At 49.9% G+C, this 26635-nt stretch carries 23 protein-coding genes; 13 read left to right on the top strand and 10 right to left on the bottom strand.

Features of this window, described 5'->3' with window-relative positions; genetic code table 11:
• Positions 1-2: 2 nt before the first annotated feature.
• The 11 genes from OMR58_RS21460 (at position 3) to OMR58_RS21510 (ending at position 11383) form a co-directional block, all read left to right on the top strand.
• Positions 3-869: a virulence factor BrkB family protein gene (locus OMR58_RS21460; RefSeq protein WP_200562167.1), complete on the top strand. Its 867-nt coding sequence runs from the start codon at positions 3-5 to the stop codon at positions 867-869.
• The gene (gene dtd, locus OMR58_RS21465; protein ID WP_200547507.1) at positions 866-1303 is read left to right on the top strand and encodes a D-aminoacyl-tRNA deacylase; all 438 of its coding nucleotides are present in this window, start codon (positions 866-868) and stop codon (positions 1301-1303) included. The genes OMR58_RS21460 and dtd overlap by 4 nt, the downstream gene beginning before the upstream one ends.
• A 59-nt stretch (positions 1304-1362) precedes the next feature.
• Positions 1363-2301: a fatty acid biosynthesis protein FabY gene (gene fabY / locus OMR58_RS21470; RefSeq protein WP_264546880.1), complete on the top strand. Its 939-nt coding sequence runs from the start codon at positions 1363-1365 to the stop codon at positions 2299-2301.
• Positions 2302-2780: 479 nt separating this feature from the next.
• Positions 2781-3323, top strand: coding sequence for a fimbrial protein (locus tag OMR58_RS21475; RefSeq protein WP_264546881.1), 543 nt, complete (start codon positions 2781-2783; stop codon positions 3321-3323).
• A 75-nt stretch (positions 3324-3398) separates the two neighbouring features.
• Positions 3399-3947 carry a fimbrial protein gene (locus OMR58_RS21480; protein ID WP_200562161.1) on the top strand — a complete coding sequence of 183 codons (549 nt, stop codon included), beginning with the start codon at positions 3399-3401 and terminating at the stop codon, positions 3945-3947.
• Between the two features lie 104 nt (positions 3948-4051).
• A complete protein-coding gene (locus OMR58_RS21485) occupies positions 4052-6535 on the top strand; it encodes a fimbria/pilus outer membrane usher protein (protein ID WP_264546882.1) in 2484 nt (827 codons plus the stop codon).
• A gap of 43 nt (positions 6536-6578) precedes the next feature.
• Entirely contained in the window at positions 6579-7340 is a 762-nt protein-coding gene (locus tag OMR58_RS21490; RefSeq protein ID WP_444861335.1) for a fimbrial biogenesis chaperone, read from the top strand.
• A gap of 42 nt (positions 7341-7382) precedes the next feature.
• On the top strand, positions 7383-7994 hold the full coding sequence (locus OMR58_RS21495; protein ID WP_200562151.1) for a fimbrial protein: 612 nt from the start codon (positions 7383-7385) through the stop codon (positions 7992-7994).
• Complete coding sequence (locus OMR58_RS21500; protein ID WP_264546883.1) at positions 7994-9073, top strand: fimbrial protein; 1080 nt, start codon at positions 7994-7996, stop codon at positions 9071-9073. The genes OMR58_RS21495 and OMR58_RS21500 overlap by 1 nt, the downstream gene beginning before the upstream one ends.
• A gap of 11 nt (positions 9074-9084) precedes the next feature.
• Complete coding sequence (locus tag OMR58_RS21505; RefSeq protein WP_200562147.1) at positions 9085-9645, top strand: fimbrial protein; 561 nt, start codon at positions 9085-9087, stop codon at positions 9643-9645.
• 19 nt (positions 9646-9664) lie between these two features.
• A complete protein-coding gene (locus OMR58_RS21510; protein ID WP_264546884.1) occupies positions 9665-11383 on the top strand; it encodes a PglL family O-oligosaccharyltransferase in 1719 nt (572 codons plus the stop codon).
• Positions 11384-11386: 3 nt separating this feature from the next.
• Here OMR58_RS21510 and OMR58_RS21515 read toward each other — a convergent pair whose 3' ends face one another.
• The 7 genes from OMR58_RS21515 to gmk form a co-directional block, all read right to left on the bottom strand.
• Positions 11387-13066: an AsmA family protein gene (locus tag OMR58_RS21515; protein WP_200562143.1), complete on the bottom strand. Its 1680-nt coding sequence runs from the start codon at positions 13064-13066 to the stop codon at positions 11387-11389.
• Between the two features lie 128 nt (positions 13067-13194).
• Positions 13195-14580, bottom strand: coding sequence for a nucleobase:cation symporter-2 family protein (locus OMR58_RS21520; protein WP_264546885.1), 1386 nt, complete (start codon positions 14578-14580; stop codon positions 13195-13197).
• A gap of 112 nt (positions 14581-14692) precedes the next feature.
• A complete protein-coding gene (recG, locus tag OMR58_RS21525) occupies positions 14693-16774 on the bottom strand; it encodes an ATP-dependent DNA helicase RecG (protein WP_264546918.1) in 2082 nt (693 codons plus the stop codon).
• Positions 16774-17469 carry a tRNA (guanosine(18)-2'-O)-methyltransferase TrmH gene (trmH, locus tag OMR58_RS21530; RefSeq protein ID WP_264546886.1) on the bottom strand — a complete coding sequence of 232 codons (696 nt, stop codon included), beginning with the start codon at positions 17467-17469 and terminating at the stop codon, positions 16774-16776. Before trmH ends, recG begins: the two co-directional genes overlap by 1 nt.
• Positions 17470-17564: 95 nt before the next feature.
• Entirely contained in the window at positions 17565-19682 is a 2118-nt protein-coding gene (gene spoT / locus OMR58_RS21535) for a bifunctional GTP diphosphokinase/guanosine-3',5'-bis pyrophosphate 3'-pyrophosphohydrolase (protein ID WP_200562139.1), read from the bottom strand.
• Between the two features lie 19 nt (positions 19683-19701).
• Positions 19702-19977, bottom strand: coding sequence for a DNA-directed RNA polymerase subunit omega (gene rpoZ, locus OMR58_RS21540; protein ID WP_105594422.1), 276 nt, complete (start codon positions 19975-19977; stop codon positions 19702-19704).
• 53 nt (positions 19978-20030) lie between these two features.
• A complete protein-coding gene (gene gmk, locus OMR58_RS21545) occupies positions 20031-20654 on the bottom strand; it encodes a guanylate kinase (protein ID WP_200547502.1) in 624 nt (207 codons plus the stop codon).
• 259 nt (positions 20655-20913) lie between these two features.
• Between gmk and ligB the strand changes: the two genes are divergently transcribed.
• Positions 20914-22590, top strand: coding sequence for an NAD-dependent DNA ligase LigB (gene ligB / locus OMR58_RS21550; RefSeq protein ID WP_200562137.1), 1677 nt, complete (start codon positions 20914-20916; stop codon positions 22588-22590).
• An 11-nt stretch (positions 22591-22601) separates the two neighbouring features.
• Here the strand turns inward: ligB and OMR58_RS21555 are convergent, their stop codons facing one another.
• On the bottom strand, positions 22602-23219 hold the full coding sequence (locus tag OMR58_RS21555) for a trimeric intracellular cation channel family protein (protein ID WP_200547500.1): 618 nt from the start codon (positions 23217-23219) through the stop codon (positions 22602-22604).
• 769 nt (positions 23220-23988) lie between these two features.
• Between OMR58_RS21555 and OMR58_RS21560 the strand changes: the two genes are divergently transcribed.
• Positions 23989-24633, top strand: a complete 645-nt coding sequence (locus OMR58_RS21560) for a response regulator transcription factor (protein WP_264546887.1) — start codon at positions 23989-23991, stop codon at positions 24631-24633.
• A gap of 483 nt (positions 24634-25116) precedes the next feature.
• On the opposite strand, the gene OMR58_RS21565 is transcribed toward OMR58_RS21560, so the two are convergent.
• Both OMR58_RS21565 and OMR58_RS21570 read right to left on the bottom strand, forming a co-directional pair.
• A complete protein-coding gene (locus OMR58_RS21565; protein WP_200562135.1) occupies positions 25117-25455 on the bottom strand; it encodes a zinc ribbon domain-containing protein YjdM in 339 nt (112 codons plus the stop codon).
• A gap of 162 nt (positions 25456-25617) precedes the next feature.
• Complete coding sequence (locus OMR58_RS21570; protein ID WP_200562133.1) at positions 25618-26481, bottom strand: YicC/YloC family endoribonuclease; 864 nt, start codon at positions 26479-26481, stop codon at positions 25618-25620.
• Between the last annotated feature and the right edge of the window lie 154 nt (positions 26482-26635).

The following is a 26635-nucleotide window of genomic DNA, read 5'->3' on the forward strand; positions in this document are numbered from 1 at the left end:
TCATGCGTTTGTTTAGCCATATTCGTCATCGCCTGCATGCTGTCTGGCAGTATGTAAAACTGCTGTGGCGGCGGACGGATGAAGACGGCATGACCATGCTGGCAGGCCATCTTGCCTATGTATCGCTGCTGTCTCTGGTGCCGCTGGTTGCCGTGGTGTTTGCGCTGTTCGCGGCTTTTCCGATGTTTTCGGAGGTCAGCACGCAGATTAAGGACTTTGTTTTCAACAACTTTGTCCCGGCGGCGGGAACGACTATCCAGAGCTACCTTGAGCAATTCGTCGCTAACGTCAATAAAATGACCACGGTCGGCGTGGGTGGACTGATCGTCACCGCACTGCTACTGATGTATTCGATAGATTCTGCGCTCAACACGATTTGGCGGAGCAAAAAAAAGCGACCGCTGATTTACTCGTTTGCCATCTACTGGATGATCCTGACTCTGGGGCCACTGCTGGTGGGGGCAAGCCTGGCAATCAGTTCTTACCTGCTTTCACTGCACTGGGCCACGGTCAGCGGCGTTTCCTGGGCGATCGACATGATGCTGCGCATTTTCCCGCTGCTGCTTTCCTGCCTCTCATTCTGGTTACTTTACAGCATCGTCCCCACCACTGAGGTTGCCGCGCGTGATGCGCTTGTCGGTGCGCTGGTTGCAGGGGTACTGTTTGAGCTGGGGAAAAAGTGTTTCGCCCTCTATGTTACGATGTTCCCCTCGTACCAGTTAATTTATGGGGTACTGGCCGTTATACCCATTATCTTTCTGTGGGTTTACTGGACCTGGTGTATCGTACTGTTGGGGGCTGAAATCACGGCTTCGCTGGGTGACTACCGTCAGCTAAAACAAGAAGAAAAAGAGAACGAGGAACTATGATTGCCTTAATTCAACGAGTGCTTGCTGCCAGTGTGACGGTGGCAGGCGAAACCATCGGGGAAATCGGGCCGGGGCTGCTTGTCCTGCTCGGCGTGGAAAAAGGGGATAGCCCTGAAAGTGCGCGTAAGTTGGCCAGTAAAGTGCTTGGTTACCGTATTTTCGGTGACGAGAACGACAAAATGAATCTGAACGTGCAGCAGGCAAAGGGTAGCGTGCTGGTGGTGTCGCAGTTTACGCTGGCTGCCGATACACAAAAGGGTCTGCGCCCCAGTTTCTCCGGCGGCGCAGAACCGGCAGAGGCTGAAAAACTTTATGAGTATTTCACTTCCTGCTGCCGCGAACAGGGGATTACGACGGAAACCGGGCAATTCGCTGCAGATATGAAAGTGGCGCTGGTTAATGATGGCCCGGTAACCTTCTGGTTGCAGGTTTGACGCAGCTGGCCGAACGGCAAAGGAACAGCCTGGCGAGCTCAGACAGAGAGAATCACTTTATGTATCACCTCCGGGTGCCAGAAACCGCAGAAGAGTTAGATACCTACTATCAGTTCCGCTGGGAGATGCTGCGTAAACCACTGCATCAGCCTATGGGATCTGAGCGTGATGCCTGGGATGCCCTTGCGCATCACCAAATGGTGGTCGATGAGCAGGGGAATCCCGTAGCCGTTGGCAGACTGTACATTAACGCCGATAACGAAGCGGCAATTCGCTTTCTGGCCGTACATCCCTCGGTACAGGGTAAAGGGCTTGGCACGCTGGTGGCGATGACGCTGGAGTCCGTTGCCAGACAGGAAGGCGTCAAGCGGGTAGTGTGTAGTGCCCGTGAGGATGCCGTGGACTTCTTCGCCAAGCTTGGCTATCTCAATCAGGGCGAGATCACCGCGCCACAAACCACGCCCGTGCGCCATTTCCTGATGATAAAACCGGTGGTGACGCTGGATGATATTCTGCATCGTGCCGACTGGTGTGGCCAGCTTCAGCAGGCATGGTATGAACACATCCCCCTCAGCGAAAAAATGGGCGTGCGAATTCTGCAATATACCGGGCAGAAATTTGTCACCACCATGCCTGAAACGGGCAACCAGAACCCTCACCATACGCTGTTCGCCGGTAGTCTGTTCTCTCTGGCCACGTTAACCGGGTGGGGGCTGATCTGGCTGCTGCTGCGTGAGCGCCACCTGGGGGGGACCATCATTCTGGCCGATGCGCATATCCGCTACAGCAAGCCTATCAGCGGCAGGCCCGGTGCGATTGCCGATCTGGGTTCGCTCAGCGGTGACCTGGATCGTCTTGCCCGTGGGCGCAAGGCGCGCGTGCAGCTGGAAGTTGAACTGTTCGGCGATGATGAATCCGGCGCGGTATTTGAGGGCGTATACATTGTTTTGCCTGCAGATCCCGACGGACCACTGGAATCTGGGGGTTCCGGGCAGTAATTTTACTGATTCGAATCATAGATTCTACTAAGTGCCGACCGAGACGGTCGGCTTTTTTTAGTGTTTTATTCTGTTTACAAATGGGGGTTGTTATTTAAATGAAATGCGATTGATTGGTATTGTCATAACATGATTGCTAATTATTTATTATAACTAAAGTTAAACATAACTTAGTGTTTTTTAAAGTATATATATTATTTTTTTATGATTTATCTTATCACGTGAACAAGTAATGAGATTGATTAATATCTGTCTTACATTATCACTTTGGCCATGATTATTGACTTATTGTGCTTCTGGTTACAATTTAATAAACCTTTATCTTTAATCTTGTTAGTGAATTTTTTAGGGTTTCGTATCGCATTCGTTATTATCAAATAAACACTATTCTAATTAAACTCCTGCCTTGGTAAATTAAAAAAAGCATAGCAAATGAAATGCAATGTTATTTCTTTAATTCCATATCAAGGATGTAATAAATGAAATTGAACAAAATTCTGATCTCCATGGGCGTGGTTCTGGCTTGTGCATCTACAGCATCATTTGCTGCCTATACCGGTACTCCAACCAATGGCACCATCGAATTTAAAGGTTCGCTGGTAAATTCAGCATGTGGTCTGGCTGCTAACTCTAGCCCGGTAATTGTTGATTTTGCTGAGATCACTACCGCAGCTCTGAAAGGCGGTGCAAGGGCTGGTAATGAGAAAAAGAATATTGAGCTTCAGAACTGTGATATCACAGTTGCACAGCATGCGACTGTGACCTATCAGCCTAATACTGAAAATCCAAACGATTCATCTCTGGCTGCAATGCTATCCGGCACCGCCAAAGGTGCAGGTATTGGTTTAACCGATAATGCCGGCAAGGATGTTATCTGGGGTCAGGCATCAGCTCCGGTCAATCTGACTAACGGTAAATCTGTCATCCCATTTATGGCCTATGTTAAAGCCGATAACTCTTCCAGCGCCGTAGAGCCGGGTGATTTCACCTCACAGATCAACTTCCAGATCGACTATCAGTAATGCTCTAATTACTAACGCAGGGTGTCTGGCTCTGCGTTAGTAATATTGTTGGTCCCAGTGATGGGTAGAGGAACTATGAGTTTGCGCAAATGGATTTGCTTCGGCTTGTTTTGCAGTATGGGCAGTATTACTCAGGCGACTGATGTCAAATATAGTACGCCCGGTGAGCTAATGGTGAAGGGTGAAATTATTGAAGCACCCTGTGAGGTCGAGTACCAGGATCGTGAACAATGGATTGAATTTGGCCAGGTTACCGCTCAAGAAATTATTAGTCGTACAGGTAATAATCTGACTCACTTCTTCCATATCCGTTTGACCGGATGTTCTTTGCAAAGCCAAGCCTACCCCGGTGTTTTCTATCGCAGTGCAAAAATTATTTTTAACAGTGATAAAGTCAGAGAAGACGACGAGCTGATTGGCATTACTGGTGATGCTAAAGGATTTGGTATTCGCCTCAGTGACAGTAATGGAAAAATGCTGAGATTAGGTGAACCAACGACAGAGTTTTATTTAAAGGAAGGGGTTAATGTTCTTAATTTCAAAGCAACAATAGTTCCTTTAAGCAATAACATAGTATCAGGTGAATTTTTCGCAACTGTTAGATTCTTTATGGATTATTTGTAGAAGTCTCGACTGTAATAAATCTATTGAGGCAAGGAAGGCTACTTTATTAATCTCATGCATATCTTTTATCGTTCTGGATATGTGGGGGTTGGGATGATAATTTAATGTTATTTATTATTAAAAGCAGATACAAATTATCCATAGCGAATCTGATATTGTGCTTGATTGCACACTATTCCTGGGCCGCAGGTGATTCCGTCGAGTTCAGCGTTGATGCGCTGGATGCTGCCGATCGTGGTAATGTCGACCTTTCTCGCTTTGCAGAAACAAACTACGTGGCACCCGCTAACTACTTACTGGATATCAAGATTAACGGGCGTTTTTATAAGCAGGATAAAATCACCTATATCATTTCTCCTGATGATAAAAATAAAACGCTGGCGTGTTTAACGCCTAACATGGTCAATGCGCTGGCGCTGAAGGAAAAAGCGTTGAAAATGGTGCGTAGAATTGATGATACCTGTTTAGATATTACCACCATTCCCAGTGCAACCATCTCTAACCAGGACGGTGCTATTGATGTTTCTATCCCTCAGGCATGGATGAAATATTCCGATCCTGACTGGACACCACCCGAACGCTGGGATAATGGTGTACCCGGTCTGTTGCTGGATTACAGTATCAGCGGGCAAACAAGCCGTCAGATAAAGAATGGTTCTGGTTCCAGTACCAGTTTTTCTGCCTATGGTCAGACGGGTATGAACATGGGGGCCTGGCGCCTGCGTGCGCAGTATCAGGGGGATTATTCCGGCAGCGAACACCAGCATAATTTCGAATTTAATCAGATATATGCTTATCGTCCTCTGCCAATGCAGGCGGCGAAGGTGATTCTTGGTGAAATTTATTCAAACTCCAAGGTGTTTGATACCGTACGTTTCACCGGTATTAATCTGGCCAGCGATGAGCGTATGCTGCCCCCTAACCTGCAGGGTTATGCCCCGCAGGTGCGCGGTATTGCAAAAAGCAACGCGAAAGTAACCGTTAGCCAAAGCGGACGTACTATTTATGAAACAACGGTCCCGGCAGGTCCATTTAATATCGAGGATCTGAATACATCTGTGCGTGGTGAGCTGGATGTCAAAGTTGAGGAACAGGACGGTACAATAACCACTTTTAAAGTGAATACTGCTAATATTCCGTATCTTACGCGGCCGGGATATATTCGTTATAACACTTCTGTTGGTCGTCCATCACAGTATAACCAAAAATTCCAGGGGCCTGCTTTTTATACCGGTGATTTCTCATGGGGCTTAAGCAACTCGTGGTCGATTTATGGTGGAGTTTTACTTTCCGGTAATAACTATAACGCCTGGTCGACGGGCGTTGGGCGAGATCTGGATATTTTAGGCGCAATATCTGCTGACGTGACGCAGTCGATCAGTAAACTGCCGGGCGAAAGTTCACAGCAGGGAATGTCCTTCAAGCTTAGCTACGCAAAAACTTTTGATGAATTTAACAGTGCAATCACGTTTGCGGGCTATCGTTTCTCGCAGAAAAAATTCAGGACCCAGTCTCAGTATCTGGATGATCGATACAACGATTATAACAGTACGGGTCGTGATAAAGAGATGTACACCATCACCGGTAATAAAACATTCTGGGCCGACGATCCGGACAAGATGACCACGCTATTTGTTACCTATACCCATCAGAATTACTGGGATACAAAAGGTCAGGATCGCTATGGCTTATCCGCGTCACGGACGTTCAGTATTGCCGGGGTAAGTGGTATCACGGCTAACCTGGCGCTGTATCGTTCAACCTATCAGGGGCGTAATGATGACAGCCTGTCCTTCTCGATTTCCATGCCGATTGGCGACAGTCGCTGGGCGGGTTATGACCTGCAGATGCAGGGGCGTAGAAATACACAAATGGCATCTTACAGCGACAATCGTGATTACAACAATTTGTGGCGAATCCGTGCCGGTGCCGATCAGGCCGGTAAAGCTTCCGGCGATGGCTATTACCAACACCGTGCGGCGATGGCGCAGATTGATACCAACGTCAGCTATCAGCAGGATAACTATATTTCACTGGGCGGCACGGTGCGCGGTGGGATAACGGCAACGCGTTACGGCGCAGCAATACATAACAGCTCAGCCACTCAGGATACGGCACGGATTATGGTCGATACCGGAGGCGTAGCTGGCGTGCCTCTTAACGGCAAGCTGGCTAGAACGAATTTCTTCGGAATTGGCGTGGTCCCCGATGTCGCAAGCTATAACAGCTTTGATACGCGTATCGATGTTGATGCGTTGGGTGAAGATGTGGAAGTGTCGCATGCCATTACCACCACAACCTTCACCGAGGGAGCGATCGGCTACGAGAAATTTGCCATGTCTCAGGGAGAAAGAGTGATGTCGCAGCTGCGATTGCAGGATGGAACCTCTCCGCCATTTGGTGCTGAAGTGGTGAATGATGATGGGGTCAGCGTGGCGATGATTATGGATGGCGGTATTGCTTATCTATCCGGCGTTAAACCGGGCGAAAAACTTTCCGCCGTCTGGGAAGGAAAGAAACAATGCGCAATACAGGTCCCGGAAAAGTTAACGCACAAGCAGGCACAAATTTTATTACCATGCCAATAGAATTGTAACGGGAAAACACGCACGATTTAACAGGATTTTTATTATGCGAAAAAATATTGTTACCTTAAATATAGCAACATTAACGGCTGTTTTAGTCGTGAGCATGGGATCTGCTCAGGCTGGTATTTCCCTCGATCGTACAAGAATGATCCTTACCGGAAACAGTGTCTCTGCCAGCGCAAACCTGTCAAATACCAGTCCGGATGTACCATTTCTTGCGCAGTCATGGGTTGAAGATGCAAAAGGAAATAAAATCACCTCACCCCTTCTGGTGTTACCAGCATTACAGAGGATTAACGGTGGGCAAAAAGGCGTTATCAGAGTGACTAAAACTAACGGAATTGAAGCTCTCCCTCAGGATCGCGAGAGTATCTTCTATTTAAATGTCAGAGAAATACCGCCTAAGCCTAAAAAAGCTAACGTGCTTCAGTTATCTATGCAGTCGAGAATAAAATTATTTTATCGGCCAACACGAATTATTCCGGGCAGTAAAAATGAAGTTTGGCAGAGTAAACTGGCGTTTAAAAAAGAAGGGGGTAAATTCGTCGCGGATAACCCGACTCCTTACTTTATAACCGTAATAGGTTTAATAAAAGGTGCTTCTGAAAAAGGAGGGGAACGCCTGACAACCTTCCCTGGGATAATGATACCACCGAAGTCGACACTCGATGTGCCGGTAACCAATACGAGCGTAAATGAATTTTCGATGATGTATGTCAATGACTACGGTGGTCACCCTGAAATTCGATACCGCTGTGAGGGCACCATTTGTCATTCTGTTCCTGACGATCAGGTAAAAAAATAGCATGGAAAGCTGTTTTTTCTGCATATAAAGAGGGATGTAATTGTGATTACCCGAACGCTAATTTTATCGACACTGATGTTCAGCTGCTGTGCCAGTGCGGTGCTTTCTCCCGTTCACCGTGATTTGTATGATGTTGAAGGGCAGAATGGCGTGGTTCATTTTCATGGTGCCGTATTGACTTCCCCCTGCATACTGGCCAGCGAATCTCAGGAGCAGGATGTCGATATGGGCGAGGTTAGCGCCCGGTCATTTCGTCAGGAAGGAAGTCGATCTAAACGAGTAATTTTTGTCGTCAACCTGAAGGGTTGTCTAGCTGGTGCGCACGAGTCTCATGAAGATATTCCCGGAAAAATGACCGGGGTAAATGTCAGATCTTATACGACAGATGAGCGGGTGATCTCTCTCACCTTCGCCGGTGAGTCCGATGGTGCTAACCCCGACCTGCTGATGGTGCGGGGAGGTGTTCGAGGCCTTGGGCTCCGTCTGATGGACAGCAAAGGCAGTCCACTTTTCCTGAATCAGACTCAGCATCCGTATCTGTTGTTTCCCGGCGATAATACGTTGACGTTTATGGCTGCTTTAGAGTCAACGCAGAAATATGTAGGTGCCGGGAGCTACTATGGAATGGTTCGTCTGATGATGGAGTATTTGTAATGGGCAAGCGGCGTACTAAGCAAAGCACACTCCGATTCGGAGCAACGTGCGGATTATTAATTACCCCTCTTTTATTTCCACTTTCATCAATGGCGTATAATGAGGGTGACATTACGCCGGAAATCGTTGGTGGTTTTAAATATGACGTTCCAATTTCCTCAATGGACTTAAGTTCGAATAAAGTGGGTACTCAAGTCCTTCGGAACTGGAATGTGGGGGGGCGATATACCGTTGATATACATTGTAACAGGCCAATAACGAATCAATCGCGATTTTATACGGCAACTACTACAATGGTTAATTCATCAACCCCTAACTTTTTGGTGTTAAATGATTACATTGATGTAAAGGTCGAGGTGTTTATGATTACCGGGATGGGGGCGCAGGGCGATTTTTTCCCAGTGCCTTTTACAGGGCGAGCTAACAATGTCCCTGAATCTTGTGTTCCACCGTCATCTCATGTGATCAGAGATACAATGTCTGGTTCTCAAGGCCGAATAACGTTCGTCATTAAGAAACCGTTAATCAATGGCATGAATCTTGAAGGAACTGAGCTAGTTAAATTGTATGGTCGGTTGGGTGCTACACCATCGATTAGTTATCCTTTGGCTACGATTACCATTACCTCTGGAATTATTACCGTTCCGGACAAATGCATTATTAATGAGGGGCAGGCTATAGTTATTCCCTTTGATGACATCCCCGGGTCCGGTGTTGATGCTAATAATACCAAATACAGGAAGCCCGTACCCATTCGTGTTGAGTGTAAAGGCGGGAGTTTTGATACAGGATTTCTTAATATAAAAATGGGTATTCAGCCTGCGGGTTCAGGGTTGGCAAGTTTTAACCCGGACTATCTTGGTACGACCGGGATCGGCCTCGACCGCAGTAACCTGGGTGTGGGGTTGTGGGATAAGTCAGGAAACCCTGTGTTACCGAACCATTTTTACGATATCGATAATTTTGAAAATAATAAGGGTAACTGGAACCTGACGGCTTCACCCATTATAAATAAAGGCGCTCAGATTCCTGAAGGGGATTATGAGTCTACCGCCAGCGTTGTTGCAGAATTTCAGTAGGGACGAGTGACATGATGAAACTATGCCGTTGGCTGCTTCCTTTACTGCCTGCCGTTGCAATGAGCCAGTCGATGGCGGCTACGACTAAAATGGCTGGATTAATCGGTGGGGATCTTCGATTCACCGGTAGAGTTGTTGCGTTACCCTGCGATGTTGCTCCCGGAGATGAAAAGGTTCCTGTCGACTTTAAGCAGATTGCGTTAAAGGATCTTGTTAATGATAAAACGACAAAACCGATCCCTTTTACTATCCATCTGCTTAATTGTAATGCTGTTGTTTTTGAATCGGTGACGATCTCTTTTTCAGGTAATGAAAGCCCTAAGTTACCGAACCGATTGATGATTACGCCTGAAGGTGCCGGTGATATGTCTGCCATTGGCGTTGGGCTGCAGTTAAAGGACGGCAGCCCCGTCACGCTGAAACAGGCATCCCCTGCGGTTGCACTCTCTCAGGGAAGTATGAGCCTTGATTTTTTTGCTTTTGTGGAAGCGGATACCGACGAAATAAAATCGGGTAACGTTGCCTTTGGGCCATTTACCTCCGTTGCGCAATACACGCTGAGCTATCAGTAACCAGATAAGGCCTCGTTATATGTCTGATACCATTCCGATTTCCGAGCACAAAGGAATGTCGCTGGGGCGATCGCGTACGTTAAGAAATACTCTCTTATGCCTGGTGTTTCTTTTTTTTGGTTTATTACTGCACTGGTATCAGCCGAATATGGGGGGGAGCGGCCTGGCGCTGCCCATCAATATCATTACGTGGATGACGGTCTGCGCGTTTATGGTCATTATTACCGTGTGGCCGGTTTCCTCAGGTCGCATCCGGCTGAGATTTAGCGCTGCGTCGGTCTGGTTTGTGAGTGGCTTTCTGATTTTAATTCTGCTCTCATTGTGTACCAAACCTGTCTGGCGGGAGAACGCTGCGTTAACTACTATCGGAATGGTGGGCAGCGTATTCTTTTATCTTACGTTGCTACAGTTCAGGGGCCGCCCATCTGACACCTGGTGGATGATGACGGCTGTACTGCTCGGCGTTGTTCTTGAATGTATATTATGCCTGGTACAGTATTTCCACTTACCTGCGGCGCAGTGGTGGGAATTCTCAACGCTTCGTTCGGCAAGGCCTTACGGTATTTTTCAGCAAATTAATGTACTGGCAAGTTTTGTGGCGACAGGCGTATCGGCTCTGCTCTTTCTGAGTTTTTCTTCCCCATACCAGGTTTTACTTTCGCAGGGTAAGTTTGCTCTTTACCATCGGTCAGCCTGTTTTTTCCTGTTTTTACTCTTTGGTCTTGTGCTTCAACTCTGCCAGTCTCAGATTGGTTACCTGGCAACCGGTATCGCTTTGCTATGTTACTGCTGCTGGTTTTACCGGCAGGCGGCAAGGCTACTGTGGATCGCTACGGCTTTAGTCTTAGGGATACTGATCGGTAAACTGATGCAGTTTCTGATGATGACGCCTGACATTAACCATATACAAAGTACCCATATTCGCTGGGTATTCATCGTCGATAGCCTGCGCATGTTCATCGAAAAACCGCTATTCGGTTGGGGCGTCGGCGGCTTCGAATATAACTTCTTGCACAGATTCGGTGGGGAAGAGACCTTTGCAGCTCAGGGCACGAGCGCTCATCCTCACAACGAGATTCTCTTGTGGATGGTTGAAGGTGGGAGCCTGGCTCTTCTGGCAATGGCGGCAATAATTATTGGCGGGGGCATCATTGTTCGGCTGGCTTACCGCAGGAAAAAACTTCCCCTGCTGGCTGTAGCGTTTCCTGTTCTGCTCCATATGATGACTGAATACCCCATCTATCAGTCTGCTGCCCACTGGCTACTGTTGTTGATAGTGTTGCGCTGTATTGATATTCCTTGCCGTCACTTCAGGGTATGGCCGTCCCTGATATGCAGCGGGCGGATATTTACGGGGGCTGCTGCTGCGGTATTTCTGATCCTGTTGGCGGGAGCCATGCAGCTACAGGGTAAGCTGACTGAAATTGAGCGCGGTGGCCGGCAGGACGCACTGTCAGCAACAGCTCATCCTGTCGGAAAAATATTGCTCAGCGATCGTTATGACTTTGACCAGCATATTGGCAACCTGCTGCGCTTCAACCAGTCGGGGGACAGCTACTGGCTGATAAACTTTGAACACTGGGCGCGGCGCTATTCTGGAGTACACCCCGACGCGAATATTTATGATACAAGGATAAATATTGCCCGGCAGCTTAACGACGTACAACACAGATTGGCGTTGCAAAAGGAAGCTCGCTGGCTGTTTCCTCACGATCCGCGGTTTGCCAGCGAGCATTAGCCATCAGTTGCCGCTGCGCACTTCACCGTTCACCATCCGCTGCTGCACGGAATTATCAGCAGAGGTGGTGGAAAGCGTAGCGTTAACAGTAGGCTTTAACGGTTTATCCTGTTGCAGCAGGGCCTGACCGCTTAATTGTAGATTGCCTTTGCTCTGCGGAAGCGGTGACCATCCCCAGTTCTGCAACAGGTTAAATGCGACCTGGCGACCATTCAGCGTAAAGGATGTGTTTCTGTCAGGCTGCTGGCTTATTTTGGCGTTACCTTCCAGCATGCCGTCACCACTAAAAGCGCTCATCTCAGTGAAATTAATGCTATTTCCATCTGCGGCCAGGGTGAGTGAAGGGTGACGCAAGTCAACGCGATTGAAGGTGGCTTCAGCCGCATTCAGGCTCAGATTTCCCGCCCAGATCCCCCACTGGTGGTTGTGCGCCAGCAGCAGGTTGTTGCCGGTACCTTCCAAAGACGTCATCTGGAAAGGGAATGCCGGATCGATATCGATGATCAGATTGCGATTAGCACTGAATTTCTTAACTTCAACGCTATCCAGCCAGCCCGGTAGCGCTTGCATCCAGCGCTCACGCCAGGTTGAGGGGAGCGTGTACTCCAGACCCGCGATGACCACTTCATCCAGGCTCAGCTTTTTATCGCTGCGGTTCCAGCTGCCCTGGGCACGGATCAGGCCGTTAACCCAGCGGGAACTGAACTGCGAAAGCTCAATACCCTGCGGAGAAAAGTCCAGATTTGCAATTGGGTCGTCCAGCTGCAGGCTCCCGTTGACAACACTACTGGCGTTCATCGCCAGCGATCCGCCATCGCTCTGCCAGCCACCGTGGCTCAGCGTGATATTTTTCAGCACTAAATCCAGATCGGTGACCGCCCAGTCGCGGCCTTCCAGGCGTGCATCGGTGACATCCACTCTGCCCAGCCGAACCTCAGGAAGAGATAGCAGAGGCTGTAAAAAATCACTCAGCGTTTTATCACTTTGCAGGCGGATGCTGTTCAGGCGCAGGCTGGAAACCTGCCAGTTGCCGGACGCATCACGGCGGGCATTTGCCGTCGCCGATCCCCGAGCGACATCTGCACCAAGGTTGCTAATCGTCCATTCCCGTCCTTTCACATTGCCTTCAATGAGTGCATTCGCCGCCGGTACGCCATTCAGCATCAGCGATCCGGCGCTAATCTGGAAGCTGGCCTGATAGTCTGGACGTTCAGTCGCTTCTGGCTGCCAGGGAATGATACCGCCATCTACCCGCTGAGCCTGTAATGACCAGTTATCCCGGGAGCGATTAAGCGCCATCTGGCTAAGCTGGAGTCGGTCGGCCTGTAAAGAAACCGGCGGATTGCCGTTATTCAGATTTAGCGTTCCCTGATTCAGGCGGATGCTGGAGAAATGAAGTGGATTGCTGAATTGCTTGAGGCTCAGACCGAGGTCGACGCGTTTAGCGACCAGCGTAGCGGGCTGACCATCCCGGCCAAAGGCAACGTTATCAAGCAGGAGATGGCTGGGATTAGAAAAGTCATGCTCTATTTTACTCATAGAGAGCTGATAGGCGCTGTCGTCACTAATCTGGCGGCTAATCCATCCTGCACCCCACTGGGTTTGCAGCAGCACATAAAGAGCAACGATGACCAGCAGTAACACCAGTAGCAGCGTGAGCAAAACTTTTCCGAGAAATTTCATTGCAACCATCCCGTGGAAAATCGGTAATGGCTTGTTATGCCTGATTTATCGCCGTTTCTCAACCGGGAAGGCACTTGCAGGGCGGAAATTATCCGCCCTGTATTCGTACGACTATGACCGCTGCGGAATTATTTTTCCTGAGGGAACACCAGATTCAGAACAATAGCAGTGATCCCGCCTGCCGCGATGCCGGAAGAGAGCAGCGTTTTCAGCCAGTCTGGCGCGAACTGCAGGATCAGTGGCTGCTGTGATACGCCCAGCCCAACCGCCAGCGACAGGGCAATAATCATAATTGCGCGGCGGTTTAATGGCTCACGTGACACGATGCGCACACCGGAAGCGGCAATCGTACCAAACATGACAATCGTTGCACCGCCGAGTACCGGTTCAGGAATATGCTGCACGAAACCACTTACCGCCGGGAACAGTCCCAGCACAATCAGCATCAGTGCCACCACAAACCCTACGTAGCGGCTGGCAACGCCGGTCAGCTGGATCACGCCATTATTCTGTCCGAAGCAGGAGTTTGGAAAGGTATTAAACAGTGCGGAAACGCAGGAGTTAAGGCCGTTAGCCAACACGCCGCCCTTGAGCCGCTTCATATACAGCGGGCCACTGACCGGCTGTTCTGAAACGTCAGAAGTCGCGGTAATGTCGCCAATAGTTTCCAGAGAGGTCACCATAAATACCAACATCAGCGGAATTAACAGGTTCCAGTCGATACCCAGTCCGTAATAGAACGGCATCGGAATCGCCACCAGAGAGGTATTGGTCGGCGTTGTGTCTGCCGGCAGCATACCCAGAGCCCACGCCAGCAGATAACCGACTGCCATCGCTATCACCAGTGAGGCTACGCGCAGATAGGGATTACGCTGACGGTTCAACAGAATAATCACCGCCAGAACGGCTCCGGCCAGCAGCAGATTTTTTGGTGCGCCGAAGGTGTGATCATTCATTGCCGCATAGCCGCCACCGATAGAGGTCAGGCCAACCTGAATCAGCGACAGACCGATGATCATCACCACAATCCCGGAAACCAGCGGGGTAATGACGCGACGCGCCAGGTGCAGAACGCGGGACAGGGCCATTTCGGTACAGGAAGCGAGCATCAATGTGCCAAACAGTGCGGCCATCATGGTCGGGACGTCAGCACCACCGTTTTTCAGCGCCAGCCCGCCCATGATCAGCGGAGAGACAAAGTTAAAACTGGTGCCCTGGATAGAAAGCAGCCCGGAGCCTACCGGTCCCCAGGTTTTGATCTGCAGAATAGATGCCACACCGGAAGTAAACAGGGACATGCTGATGATGTGCTGCGTGTCCTGGGCTGGTAAGCCGAGAGCCTGGCAAATTAGCAATGCCGGTGTAATAACCGCGACAAACATCGCCAGCAGGTGCTGACACGCGGCAAACAGGGTCTGAGGGAGCGGTGGGCGGTCTTCAAGACGATAAATCAACTCACTTTTGCTCACCGGAGAAGGTTGGCGGGCAGCGGCATCATGGGCATCAACGGACATGTTCGGGGTTCCAGCGGTAATAAAGTGGCGATTTTAATCTTCTGCCGTTTAAAAGCAAACGTTTGCTGATGATGAAAGTTGACGCGGAAGTCGGCGAATAAGGGTACGCACTTCAGGCGTTGGTGTAGCGCTCGGTTTCAGGAAGCCAGCGCTCAATTAAGGCCTGCGCCTGCTGGGGATAGTACTGGTGGATATGGCGAGCCACGCGCTGAACTTCCGGGATCATCGCACCATCGCGCAGGAGATCGGCCACCTTAAACTCGGCATTACCGGTCTGGCGCGTACCCAGCAGTTCACCAGGGCCGCGTATTTCGAGATCGCACTGGGCAATAACAAAACCGTCATTGCTGTCGCGCAGAACCTGCAACCGTTTTTGCGCCGTTTTGCTAAGCGGGGCCTTATACAGCAGTACGCAATGAGAGGCGACAGCGCCACGCCCGACGCGCCCGCGCAGCTGATGGAGTTGTGCCAGGCCCAGCCGTTCCGGATTTTCAATAATCATCAGACTGGCATTGGGAACATCAACTCCAACTTCAATCACGGTGGTGGCAATCAACAGCTGGATTTCACCGGCCTTAAATGCCTGCATCACCGCCAGTTTTTCCGCCGGCTTCATGCGACCGTGCACCAGACCAACCTGCAAGTCGGGCAGTGCCAGTTTTAGCTCTTCCCAGGTGGCTTCAGCCGCCTGCGCTTCCAGCAGTTCCGACTCTTCAATCAGCGTACACACCCAGTACGCCTGACGGCCTTCCGTGCTACAGGCACTTTTAACGCGGGCGATGATATCCGCACGGCGCGTATCCGGGATTGCTACGGTAGTCACGGGTGTCCGGCCCGGCGGCAGTTCGTCGATGGTGGAGGTATCGAGATCGGCATAGGCGGTCATCGCCAGGGTCCGCGGAATGGGCGTGGCGGTCATGATCAGCTGGTGTGGATGGAATCCCTGCTCTTCGCCTTTTTCCCACAGAGCCAGGCGTTGGTGAACGCCAAACCGATGCTGTTCATCGATAATGACCAGCGCCAGCCCGTTAAACTGCACCTGTTCCTGAAATATGGCGTGAGTACCGACAATCATTGATACCTGCCCGCTGGCAATCGCTTCCTGCTGGGCAAGGCGAGCCTTCCCTTTCTGTTTTCCTGCCAGCCAACCCACTTCAATTCCTAATGGAGCAAACCACTGGCGGAAGTTATTTGCGTGCTGTTCAGCCAGCAGCTCTGTAGGGGCCATCAGTGCCACCTGTTTGCCCCAGGCAATCACATTAAGTGCAGCCAGCGCGGCTACCAGCGTTTTACCGGAACCAACGTCGCCCTGTACGAGGCGCATCATTGGGTAATCTTTTGCGAGGTCAGTTTCTATTTCACGGCCAACGCGTTGTTGAGCACCGGTAGGACGGAACGGAAGTGCAGCCAGTAATTTATCGCTCAGCGAGTGGCGGGGCGTCATGGCAAGTGCGTGATAGCGCTGAGCCCCGGCGCGGACTGCCAGCATGCTGAGATTGTGAGCCAGCAGTTCTTCCATAATTAACCGGCGCTGAGCGGGATGTGTGCCGCTGTCGAGATCGCTCAGGGCGATATCCGGTGGAGGACGATGCAGCGTGCGTAGCGCTTCCGGCAGTCCAATCAGTCCCTGGCTTAGCTCGGGAGGCAGTAATTCGGCAATAGCGCAGGTGTCCAGCAGGGCAAGCGCCTGGTCGGTCAGATTGCGCAGCGTGGCCTGGCGGATCCCCTCGGTGGTGGAGTAGACCGGGGTCAGCGTTTCCTGTAGACCGGTGACGCCTTGTTCTCCCTGAATCTTATATTCAGGATGAATGATTTCTGCCCCGCGCTGACCACGTTTGATTTCACCATAGGCGGTAACGCGTCGCCCGACGGCAAGGCTGTTTTTCATCCCGGCATTAAAGTTGAAGAAGCGCAGCGTCAGCACGCCGGTGCCATCGCTAATCTGGCAGGTCAGCATGCGGCGGCGACCAAAGCTGATGTCGCAGTGCAGCACGTCGCCTTCGACGGTGGCAAAGATGCCCGGTAGCAGATCGTTAATCGTATAGAGTTGGGTACGGTCTTCATAACGCATCGGGAGATGCAGCAGCAGATCCTGTACGGTAAGCAGGCCAATTTTTGCCAGCTTTGCTGCCTGACTGGCGCCCACGCCGGTGAGCGTGTTCAGCGGAATGGCATCCAGCAGGCGGCCCTGCATTATTTCGTCGCCTTTGACTGCATAGTTGCCCACCATTCCGGGTCCGCTTCCACTTCACCACGGTCATTGATCACCGGATAGGGCAAACCTTTCTGTTTCGCAACGCGAGCCAGGACAGGGTAGCCGCCTTCAAACAGCAGTCGCTGCTGCTCGGCGTAAGCCAGCGTACTTTCTTTACGCTGGTACATACCGGCATTCTGGCGCTGGCGCTGGGCTTCATACAGGATCAGTGCCGATGCTACGGAGACGTTCAGTGACTGCACCATACCAATCATGGGGATGATAATATCCTGGTCGGCAAGCTCCAGTGCTTCCCGGGTGATACCGGTTTTTTCCTGGCCCATCAAAATACAGGTAGGGCGGGTATAGTCAATTTCGCGAAAATCGACGGCTTTATCCGACAGATTGGTGGCCAGAATTTGCATATCCTGGCTTTTGAGATGCTGCACGGCTTCAGAAATGGTTCGGTGAGTTTTTACCTGCACCCAACTGTTGCTACCGGCGGCGGATGACACCATGGTGCGCATGCGGCTACCGGGCCAGACGGCATGCACTTCATGCACGCCAACGGCATCGGCAGTACGGATCATCGCGGAAACGTTATGGGGTTTGTGCACCTGCTCCATACAGACCGTCAGATCGTGCTGGCGCGCGGCGAGCATCTCACGGATACGGGCATAACGTTGTGCATTCATGCGAAGAATAACTCCCTGAAAATAGTAATTCCGTCGCGGTACGATAAATCGACGATCGGGTGAAAGGCGACAGGAGCGGATCGGCGCTCCTGTCCTCAGTTGCGGTTACGATGCACCTTGATGACATCCGGCATTACGCGGATTTTACGCATAATGTTAGCCAGATGAACACGATCGCGTGCCGTCAAACGGATAAAGGCGCTGTATACGCGGCCATCTTTTTCTTCGGTATTCAGACTCTGAATATTAGAGCCCGCGGTGTTAATTGCCGCAGTCAGATTGGCCAGTGCACCTTGGTGGTTAAACATATCCACTTTGATTTCGGCAACAAATTCCTGCTCGGTAACCTTGTCCCACTCAACAGCCATGAATTTCTCAGGCTCTTTCTGATAACCGCGGATATTTCGGCAGGATTCATGGTGTACCACTAATCCTTTACCCGGGCTAACGTGGGCGACGATTGGGTCACCAGGAATCGGACGGCAGCATTTGGCGAAGGTAATCAGTACGCCGTCAGCACCTTTAATCGGCAGCTTGCTGCGCGAAGGTGAGGACGCTGGCGTTTCAGCCGGAACAGCGTCGCTGTGCTGCAGATTTTTCGCTACGACCACGCTCATTGCGTTACCGAGGCCGATTTCCGCCAGCAGATCGTCAAGCGTGGCGAGCTTCATACGCTCAAGCTCGTGCTGGACATTGGCTTCAGGTATTTCGGCCAGCTTGCGGCTGCCGCCAAGAGCATGGTTAAGCAGACGTCGGCCCAGGCTGACGGAATCATCGCGCTTCAGGTTTTTCAGCAGCTGACGAATTTTGGCGCGCGCTTTTGAGCTGACGACAAAGTTCAGCCACGCCGCATTCGGGCGAGCACCTGGCGCGGTAATAATCTCTACCGTCTGTCCGCTGGTCAGCGATTGCGACAGTGGGTAAGGCTGGCGATCGACACGAGCACCGACGCAGGCATGGCCGATATCGGTATGCACCGCATAGGCGAAATCGACCGGTGTTGCTCCGGCGGGGAGTTCAACAATACGCCCTTCCGGGGTGAATACGTAAATTTCATCCGGGAACAGGTCGGATTTAACGCTCTCAATAAACTCAAAGGAGCTTCCGGCACTTTGTTGCAGTTCCAGCAGACTTTGCAGCCAGCGCTGGGCGCGAATTTGTGCGGTTGTGCTGCTTTCACCCTGTTCTTTATAAGCCCAGTGCGCTGCCACCCCCATCTCTGCCATCTGATCCATATCTTCAGTACGGATCTGGACTTCCACCGGCACACCGTGTGGGCCGATCATCGAGGTATGCAGCGACTGATAGCCGTTAGCTTTGGGAATCGCGATGTAGTCTTTGACTCGCCCCGGGCGCGGCTTATACAGGCTGTGCATTTGGCCGAGAACGCGATAGCAGGTATCCATATCATGCACGATCACCCGAAAAGCGTAGATATCCATAATGGAATGGAAGCGCTGTTCTTTCAGGTGCATTTTGCAATAGATGGAATAAAGGTGTTTTTCTCTACCGCTTACGCGGCAGGGAATACCGGCTTCCTGCAGACGACCGTCGATTTCGGAGAGGATCTTTTGAATCATCTCTTTACGGTTGCCGCGCGCGGCCTTCACCACTTCTTTGATCACCCGATAGCGATTCGGATACAGAGCTTCAAAGCCCAGTTCCTCCAGCTCGGTTTTCAAATGGTGAATACCCAGGCGGTGCGCCAGAGGGCTGTATATTTCCAGCGTTTCCAAAGCGATACGCCGGCGTTTGTCCGGACGTAAAGAACCCAGCGTGCGCATATTGTGCGTACGGTCAGCCAGCTTGATGAGAATGACGCGGATATCCTGCACCATCGCCATGATCATTTTGCGGAAGTTCTCCGCCTGCGCTTCTTTCTTGTCGCGGAATTTCAGCTTATCAAGTTTGGATACGCCTTCGACCAGCTCAGCAACGCTTTTGCCGAAAAGCTGTTCCATATCCTGATAGGTAGCGGGGGTGTCTTCGATAACATCGTGCAGCAGCGCAGCCATGAGCGTTTCATGGTCGAGCTTCATCTCTGCCAGGATGCAGGCAACGGCGACAGGGTGAGTAATATAGGGTTCACCGCTGGAGCGTGTCTGTCCCTCGTGAGCATCACGTGCGACAAGATAAGCTTGCTTGAGGCGCTTTATCTGCTCCTCAGGCAAGTATTTTTCAATCAGCTGATTGAGGCTTTCAAACAGATACAAGGCGAGCCTTCAGATCCGATTAACGACGACCTTCAGCGATAGCGGTAACAGCCTGAATTTCAGCGGCTTCCTGCTCTTGCTGTTCCTGACGATCGCGCACGTCAAGGATTTGATTAGTGATCAGACCCTCTTCGATTTCGCGCAGTGCGATAACGGTAGATTTATCGTTTTCTTCTGGAACCAGTGGATCTTTACCACCAACCTGCATCTGACGTGCGCGACGTGCTGCCACCAGAACCAGGTCAAAACGGTTACCAATTTTTTCTACTGCGTCCTGTACGGTTACGCGTGCCATAAGTGTGATACTCCACGGGTGAAGAAATGACTGGGCATCATACTGAGTTGTCCTCAGTCTGCCAATAGTTTGCTAATTAAAGCATCGTGGCGGGCTTTTTGACGGCCCATGCGCAGACGCTCGGCGCGAATGATTGTTTTCAGATCGGACAGAGCCAGATCGAAATCATCATTCACAATTAAATAATCGTATTCGGCATAGTGGCTCATTTCGGCCACGGCCTGCTCCATACGTTTGGTAATCACCTCTTCACTGTCCTGTCCCCGCCCACGCAGGCGGCGGTCCAGCTCATCTTTTGACGGTGGCAATACGAAAATGCTGCGCGAGGCTGGCATTTTCTGACGGATCTGCTTCGCGCCCTGCCAGTCAATATCAAGAAAAACATCAACACCGGTAGCCAGAACCTGCTCAATCGCTTTGCGGGATGTTCCGTAATAATTACCGAAAACCTCCGCATGTTCGAGAAACGCATCGTCACTAATCATGGAACGAAATTCGTCATGGTTGACGAAATAATAGTGCTCACCATGATTTTCACCGGGCCGCATACCGCGAGTGGTATGTGAAATAGAGACCTGAGTGTCGTACAACGGTTGCGTTTTTAACAGTGCCTGAATCAGGCTGGATTTACCCGCGCCGCTAGGGGCGGAAACAATATAAAGCGTGCCTTGAGCCATGATTATTCTTGATATGCCAATAAAGCGGAGTCTACTTCCTGCACAGTATACACATGTGCAGCCCTTCATGCAGCGTTTCGGCTGAGTAATGCGCCATTTTATCCGAAAACGGATAGCATCACGCAAAATTTTGCCTTGAAGCCCGGCGTTGCAGCATTAGTTTCAGCATCTGTTTCCAGAACCTTTTTTCGCAGCTCGCCATTCTGCCTTTGATGCGTTTTACTGCAGCCTGTCGGTGGTTCTGATAAGAGAGGCTGGGATGCGATTTCTGATTTTGGTGATTGGATTACTAAGTACAATTGCACAGGCACAGTGTCCGGTTTGGACTCCTGCACGGCAAATCAGTGAAATGGCCGCGCTGGAAAATCAGCTTAAACAATGGGATGACGCTTATCATCGTCAGGGAGTGAGTTTAGTCACTGATGAACGTTATGACGCTTTACAGTCAAGGATGCAGAGTTGGCAACGCTGCTTTCAGCCCGATAGCGGTTTGCGCCAGCCCCAGTTAACCACGAATGGAAAAGCCCTTCATCCCGTTGCTCATGTCGGGGTGAAAAAGCTCAGGGATAAATTAGCACTGGTCGATTGGATGGGAGCCCGGCACGATTTATGGGTACAGCCAAAAATAGACGGTGTTGCCATTACACTGGTCTATCAGAATGGCAAATTGCATCAAGCGATCAGTCGGGGCGATGGGCTGCGTGGTGAAGACTGGACGGAAAAAGCCCGGCGTATAGCTGCTATACCGCAATCCATACCGTTCCGCGAGGCACAAACCGTTTTCCAGGGTGAGCTGTATTTGTTGATGACCGGGCATCAACAGGCATTGCATGGGGGAAAGAATGCGCGTTCGAAGGTTGCCGGTGCCCTGATGGCAAAACAACCCACCGATGAACTGCGTAATATTGGATTGTTTATCTGGGCCTGGCCGAATGGCCCGAGCAATATGATGCAGCGTCTTGAGGGTATTCGCGATGCGGGCTTTCCAGATGTCAGCACCTGGACCCGGCAGGTTGAGGATGCTGATGCTGTGCAAATGTGGCGTAAGCGCTGGTTTGAAACATCATTACCTTTTGTGACTGACGGCGTCGTGGTGCACAGCGAGCCGGGAGTTCAGGGCAGTAGCTGGATGCCCGATCTGGGTAGTTGGGCAGTAGCCTGGAAATATCCACCGCCAGAAGTGAGTACTGAGGTACAAGCTGTGAGATTCACCATCGGGCGAAGTGGAAAAATCAGCGTGATTTTAGACCTCGAACCCGTACAACTTGATGATAAGCGGGTGGGCCGGGTTAGCATTGGTTCTCTATCTCGCTGGCGCGAAAAAGACATCGTTGCTGGCGATCAGGTGAGTATTAGCCTGGCTGGGCAGGGAATACCTCGACTCAATGAGGTCGTCTGGCGCGTAAGCAAGCGCGATTACCCATCCCCACCGGATGAGCAACGGTACACTATGCTCAGCTGTTTCCAACTGACCGCGGATTGCAATGAACAGTTTCTGGCTCGTCTTGAATGGCTTGGCGGTAGACAGGCACTTAACTTGACGGGCCTGGGTCGCAGCGGCTGGCAGCGACTGATTCAGACAGGCAGCATGAATCATCTTTTTTCATGGATGACGCTGACCGAGGAGAGGTTACAAGCGTCGGTTGGAATGAGCCAGCATATGGCGCATTTTTTCTGGCAGCAGTTTCAGCTTAGCCGTCAGCAGCCTTTTAAACGCTGGGTCAGAGCACTGGGCGTTCCGATACCTGAATCGGCATTACGGACGCTAGTGGATGACAGCTGGGAGGTACTCCTGTCACGAACGGAGAAGCAGTGGCAGCAGCTCCCGGGTATTGGCGTGGGTCTGGCACGCCAGATTAGTGATTTTCTTAATCATCGTGACGTGCAGGAGATGATAGCCTGGTTGATGCAATCCGAACTGAGAATACGGCCCTGAGAGCGAGAGCTTCAGTGGTCGCCGTGCGGATAATTGAAAACGGGTAAACCCAGTTTGAAACGCAGTGCCAGCAGGCGTGCTATAAATCCACAAATCAGGGTGATGATGACGACTGTTTCCATGGCCAGTGCTGTTTTTAACAACAGGATATAAACCCATCCGGAGGCAAATGCGATCCCCGCATAGAGCTCTTTTTGAAAAACAAGTGGAATACGATTGCAAAACATATCGCGCAGAACGCCACCAAAGACTCCGGTGACGACAGCGCTGATAGCGGCAATGATGCCAGCATATCCCATGTCCAGTGCAACCTGTGCCCCCAGAATTGAAAAAACGACCAGGCCCAGCGCATCAAGTACGAGAAAAACCTTACGTAAATGCGGCATGAGGGGGGCGGCCAGCGTCGTGATAACCGCCGCAGCGGCGACGATCATGATGTACTCAGGGTGTTTTACCCATCCCAGGGGATAGTGGCCAAGCAGCATGTCCCGCACCGATCCCCCACCAATCGCCGTGACTGAGGCGATAATGATAACGCCGAACATGTCCATTTTACGGCGGCCCGCAGCAAGTGCTCCGGTCATGGCTTCGGCAGTAATGCCGATAATGTAAAGTACGGTGAGTAACATAGTCTGCTCCTGGATAGAGGCCGCAAGCCTAAGGGGTTATGCAGCTTTCGGCGACTGAATTTTTCTCAGGGAGAGACTAATGTATTAGTTTTAATAATTTCCTGAGTAATTTTAATGATGAATTTTGTGTTAAGTTGTTGAATTTTTGATGTTTAAATTTTATTTTGTTTCTTTTTCCTGCCAGCATGCATTAATAAAAATTATTCTGAATTTCATGGTGTGTGACGTTGAGTGCGTACGGCCCGATGTTGAATTTTTCTCGTACTGACCAGTGTAGAAGATTCATGACATATATACACGAACGCGTTATTCGAATTGGTAAAGGGTAGCGATAATTATTGATTTAAGTCGGCGATCGCAAAATTTCATTATTACTTGTTCGTTTTCTCATGGTTATTTTTTTTTGACCTTTCTGGCTGTGTTGGGTAGAAAAATGTATACTCCTGAATTAATCTCATTAGGATATTCTTCTGCGGTTAAATTAATTCTTAAGAGGTAGTCTATGCATTGATGTAATTAGTAGGTAAAGTGATTTTATGCGTTGCACTGCTACCATGGAATTATCTGGTATGCGTTTGATCTGTTTTGAGGGCCCTAATCTAAAACAATTTTGTTATGATTCAGTAAATGCTCGGTTATGGCTGTTTGCTCAACGCCGTACGGTGTTAATACATGGATTTACTACAAGTTGCAGTCTGAATGACGATAAAACGTTAACTTGTTATCGAATCATAGGGGACATTATGATGATATTTTATCGGGAGGGAGTATGCATAATAGATACACAGTAACCATATCTGATGATCATCCACATATTTTGCATTCGCTGAAGATGCTTTTTTCTGGCAATGATAAATTTCTTATCACGAATGAGGCTGTCTGTGGTAAAGACTTGTTATCTGCCTTGTCTGCCAGGCCAACAGATATCGTCATTACTGACTTCTCTTTGGGGTCGGACCGTTCGACAATTGATGGTTTTACTAAGTTAAGAGCTCTGCACGGTCGTTTTCCTGATGTGAAAATTGTTTTACTGACTTCGCAAAAAAATACGGCAATTTTAAGAAAGGCGAGCGATTATGGTGTCAAAGCCGTAGTAAGTAAGTGCGATAGTGTGGAAGAAACCGTGTTGGCTTGTCATCATGTTATTAGCCAGCAAGAGTGCTATTACTCATCATCTTTCAACTATCTGAAAGTATCCTCCAGCAAAGGCAGTGAGCGGGGTAGCACACTGACACCTAAAGAGCTGGAAGTCGTCCGGTTGTTTTCATCGGGCTATTCGCTTGCAGAAATTGCACAGCGCCAGAATCGGACAATCAGCACGATTTCGACTCAAAAGTATAACGCGATGCGTCGCCTGGGCGTTTCATCAAACATTGAATTAATCCGTTATGCTTATGCGCAAGGACTGATCTGAACTAATTATATCCGGAAAATTTCTGTTTTTCTGGAAACTAACTTTATCAATAATAACATATTTGTTTTTTTGTTTTTGAGAGTCAGTATTGTATTGCTCTTTGTTATTTCTCAACAATGTGTCTGGGTTATTTTAACGATTTATTTAGTATAAGTACGGTTCATTAGTTGCAAAAGTTAATGTGGCAAGTTCCATCCCTACAGAGATGATGGTCACTTTTATCTGAAAGTATTAAGGCGATAAAATGAGATGAATTTGATGGGTTTGGCATTGGTGATAAATTGTCAAAAGATGCTCGTTTCATAAAAAAGAGTTGATAAAATTCTTATCGGAAAGGAATCGTTATTTAATAATGGAATGGTTTTTGTATAAAACAGTATGATTGCAAGTTATTATTGCAATATTACTGTGTTTTTTTAATTTTTCAGAAAAAACACGCATTAATACGAACAGGCCAGTAGCCTGAATGGCTACTGGCAACGATCAGCTCTTTTTAACAAATTCAGATTTCAACTTCATTTGTCCAAAGCCGTCAATTTTACAATCAATATTATGATCGCCTTCTACCAGACGGATACTTTTCACTTTGGTGCCAATTTTTAGCGGTGTTGAACTTCCTTTCACTTTCAGGTCTTTAATGACCGTCACGCTGTCGCCATCTGCCAGTAAATTACCATTGGCATCTTTAACGATAAGCCCCTCATCCGCACCACTGTCAGCACCATCAGCCCAGACATGACCGCATTCCGGGCAGTTAAGCATGTCTCCATCCTGCCAGCTGTATTCAGAGTGGCATTTAGGGCAGGGAGGTAAAGTTTGCATGGTTGAGCCTCAAATAAATCCATATTAAAAGAAGGGTGATAGTTTACCCTCTGAAGCATCTTCTTCCTACCATAAAAAAAACGCTATAAGCAGGCTTATAGCGTTAGGGTGTTGATTGAAGGTTCTTTGCTCTCTCAACCAGAAGAAATTGATGCAGAAAAGCTACTCAATGTTCTGAATCTGCTCGCGCATCTGCTCAATCAGCACCTTAAGCTCAATGGCCGATGCGGTGATTTCAGCATTAATCGATTTGGAGCCCAGTGTATTGGATTCACGGTTGAATTCCTGCATCATAAAGTCCAGACGGCGGCCAACTGCCTCTTTTTTCTTCAGGATGTTATAGGTTTCCTTCACGTGCGCTTCCAGGCGATCCAGCTCTTCGGCAACATCCACGCGCTGTGCCAGCATCACCAGTTCCTGCTCCAGTCGATTGTTTTCCAGCTGAACCTGCGCGTCTTCCAGACGGGCTACCAGGCGCTCGCGCTGCCATTTAAGAACATCTGGCATATGAGTGCGAACTTTGCTGACTTCTGAACTGACCCCTTCCAGACGCTGCTCAATAAGTGCCTTCAGTGCAGCACCTTCGACCTCACGAGCAGCAATAAAGTCGTCAATGGCACCATCGAGCAGAATTAATAGCTGTGCTGAGATGGCATCCAGATCCTGCTCTTCAGCCGACATCACTCCGGGCCAGCGCAGAATATCTACCGGGTTAATTTCACCCTCATCGCTTTGCATTTTGACCCAGTTAGCCGCTTGTACCAGTTGGATCGCCAGCTTTTCATTCAGCACCAGTGCACTCTGCGTACTGGGATCGGCGTCGAAACGCAGATTCACTTCCACTTTACCGCGAGTCAGCCGATTGCGGATGCGTTCGCGAATAGCCGGTTCCAGCCCACGGAATTGCTCTGGCAGACGGATATACGTTTCAAGATAGCGCTGGTTTACGGAACGCAGCTCCCAGGCGGCGCTGCCCCAATCACCTTTGGTTTCGCGTCGGGCGTAGGCGGTCATACTGCGGATCATTTTGCGTACTCGCTTAAGAGAAAGATGCCGGAAGTATAACGGCGCAGGCGCTGGCTTAACAGGTATTCAGTCAAAAGTCGGAGCAACGGCTGACGTTTTATCAACCAGAGATTAATATGGTAAGAATAATCCGGCCTGAGTGCCGGGCCACTCG

The sequence above is a fragment of the Erwinia sp. INIA01 genome (assembly GCF_025947915.1).
GTDB classification, from domain to species: Bacteria; Pseudomonadota; Gammaproteobacteria; order Enterobacterales; family Enterobacteriaceae; genus Erwinia; species Erwinia coffeiphila.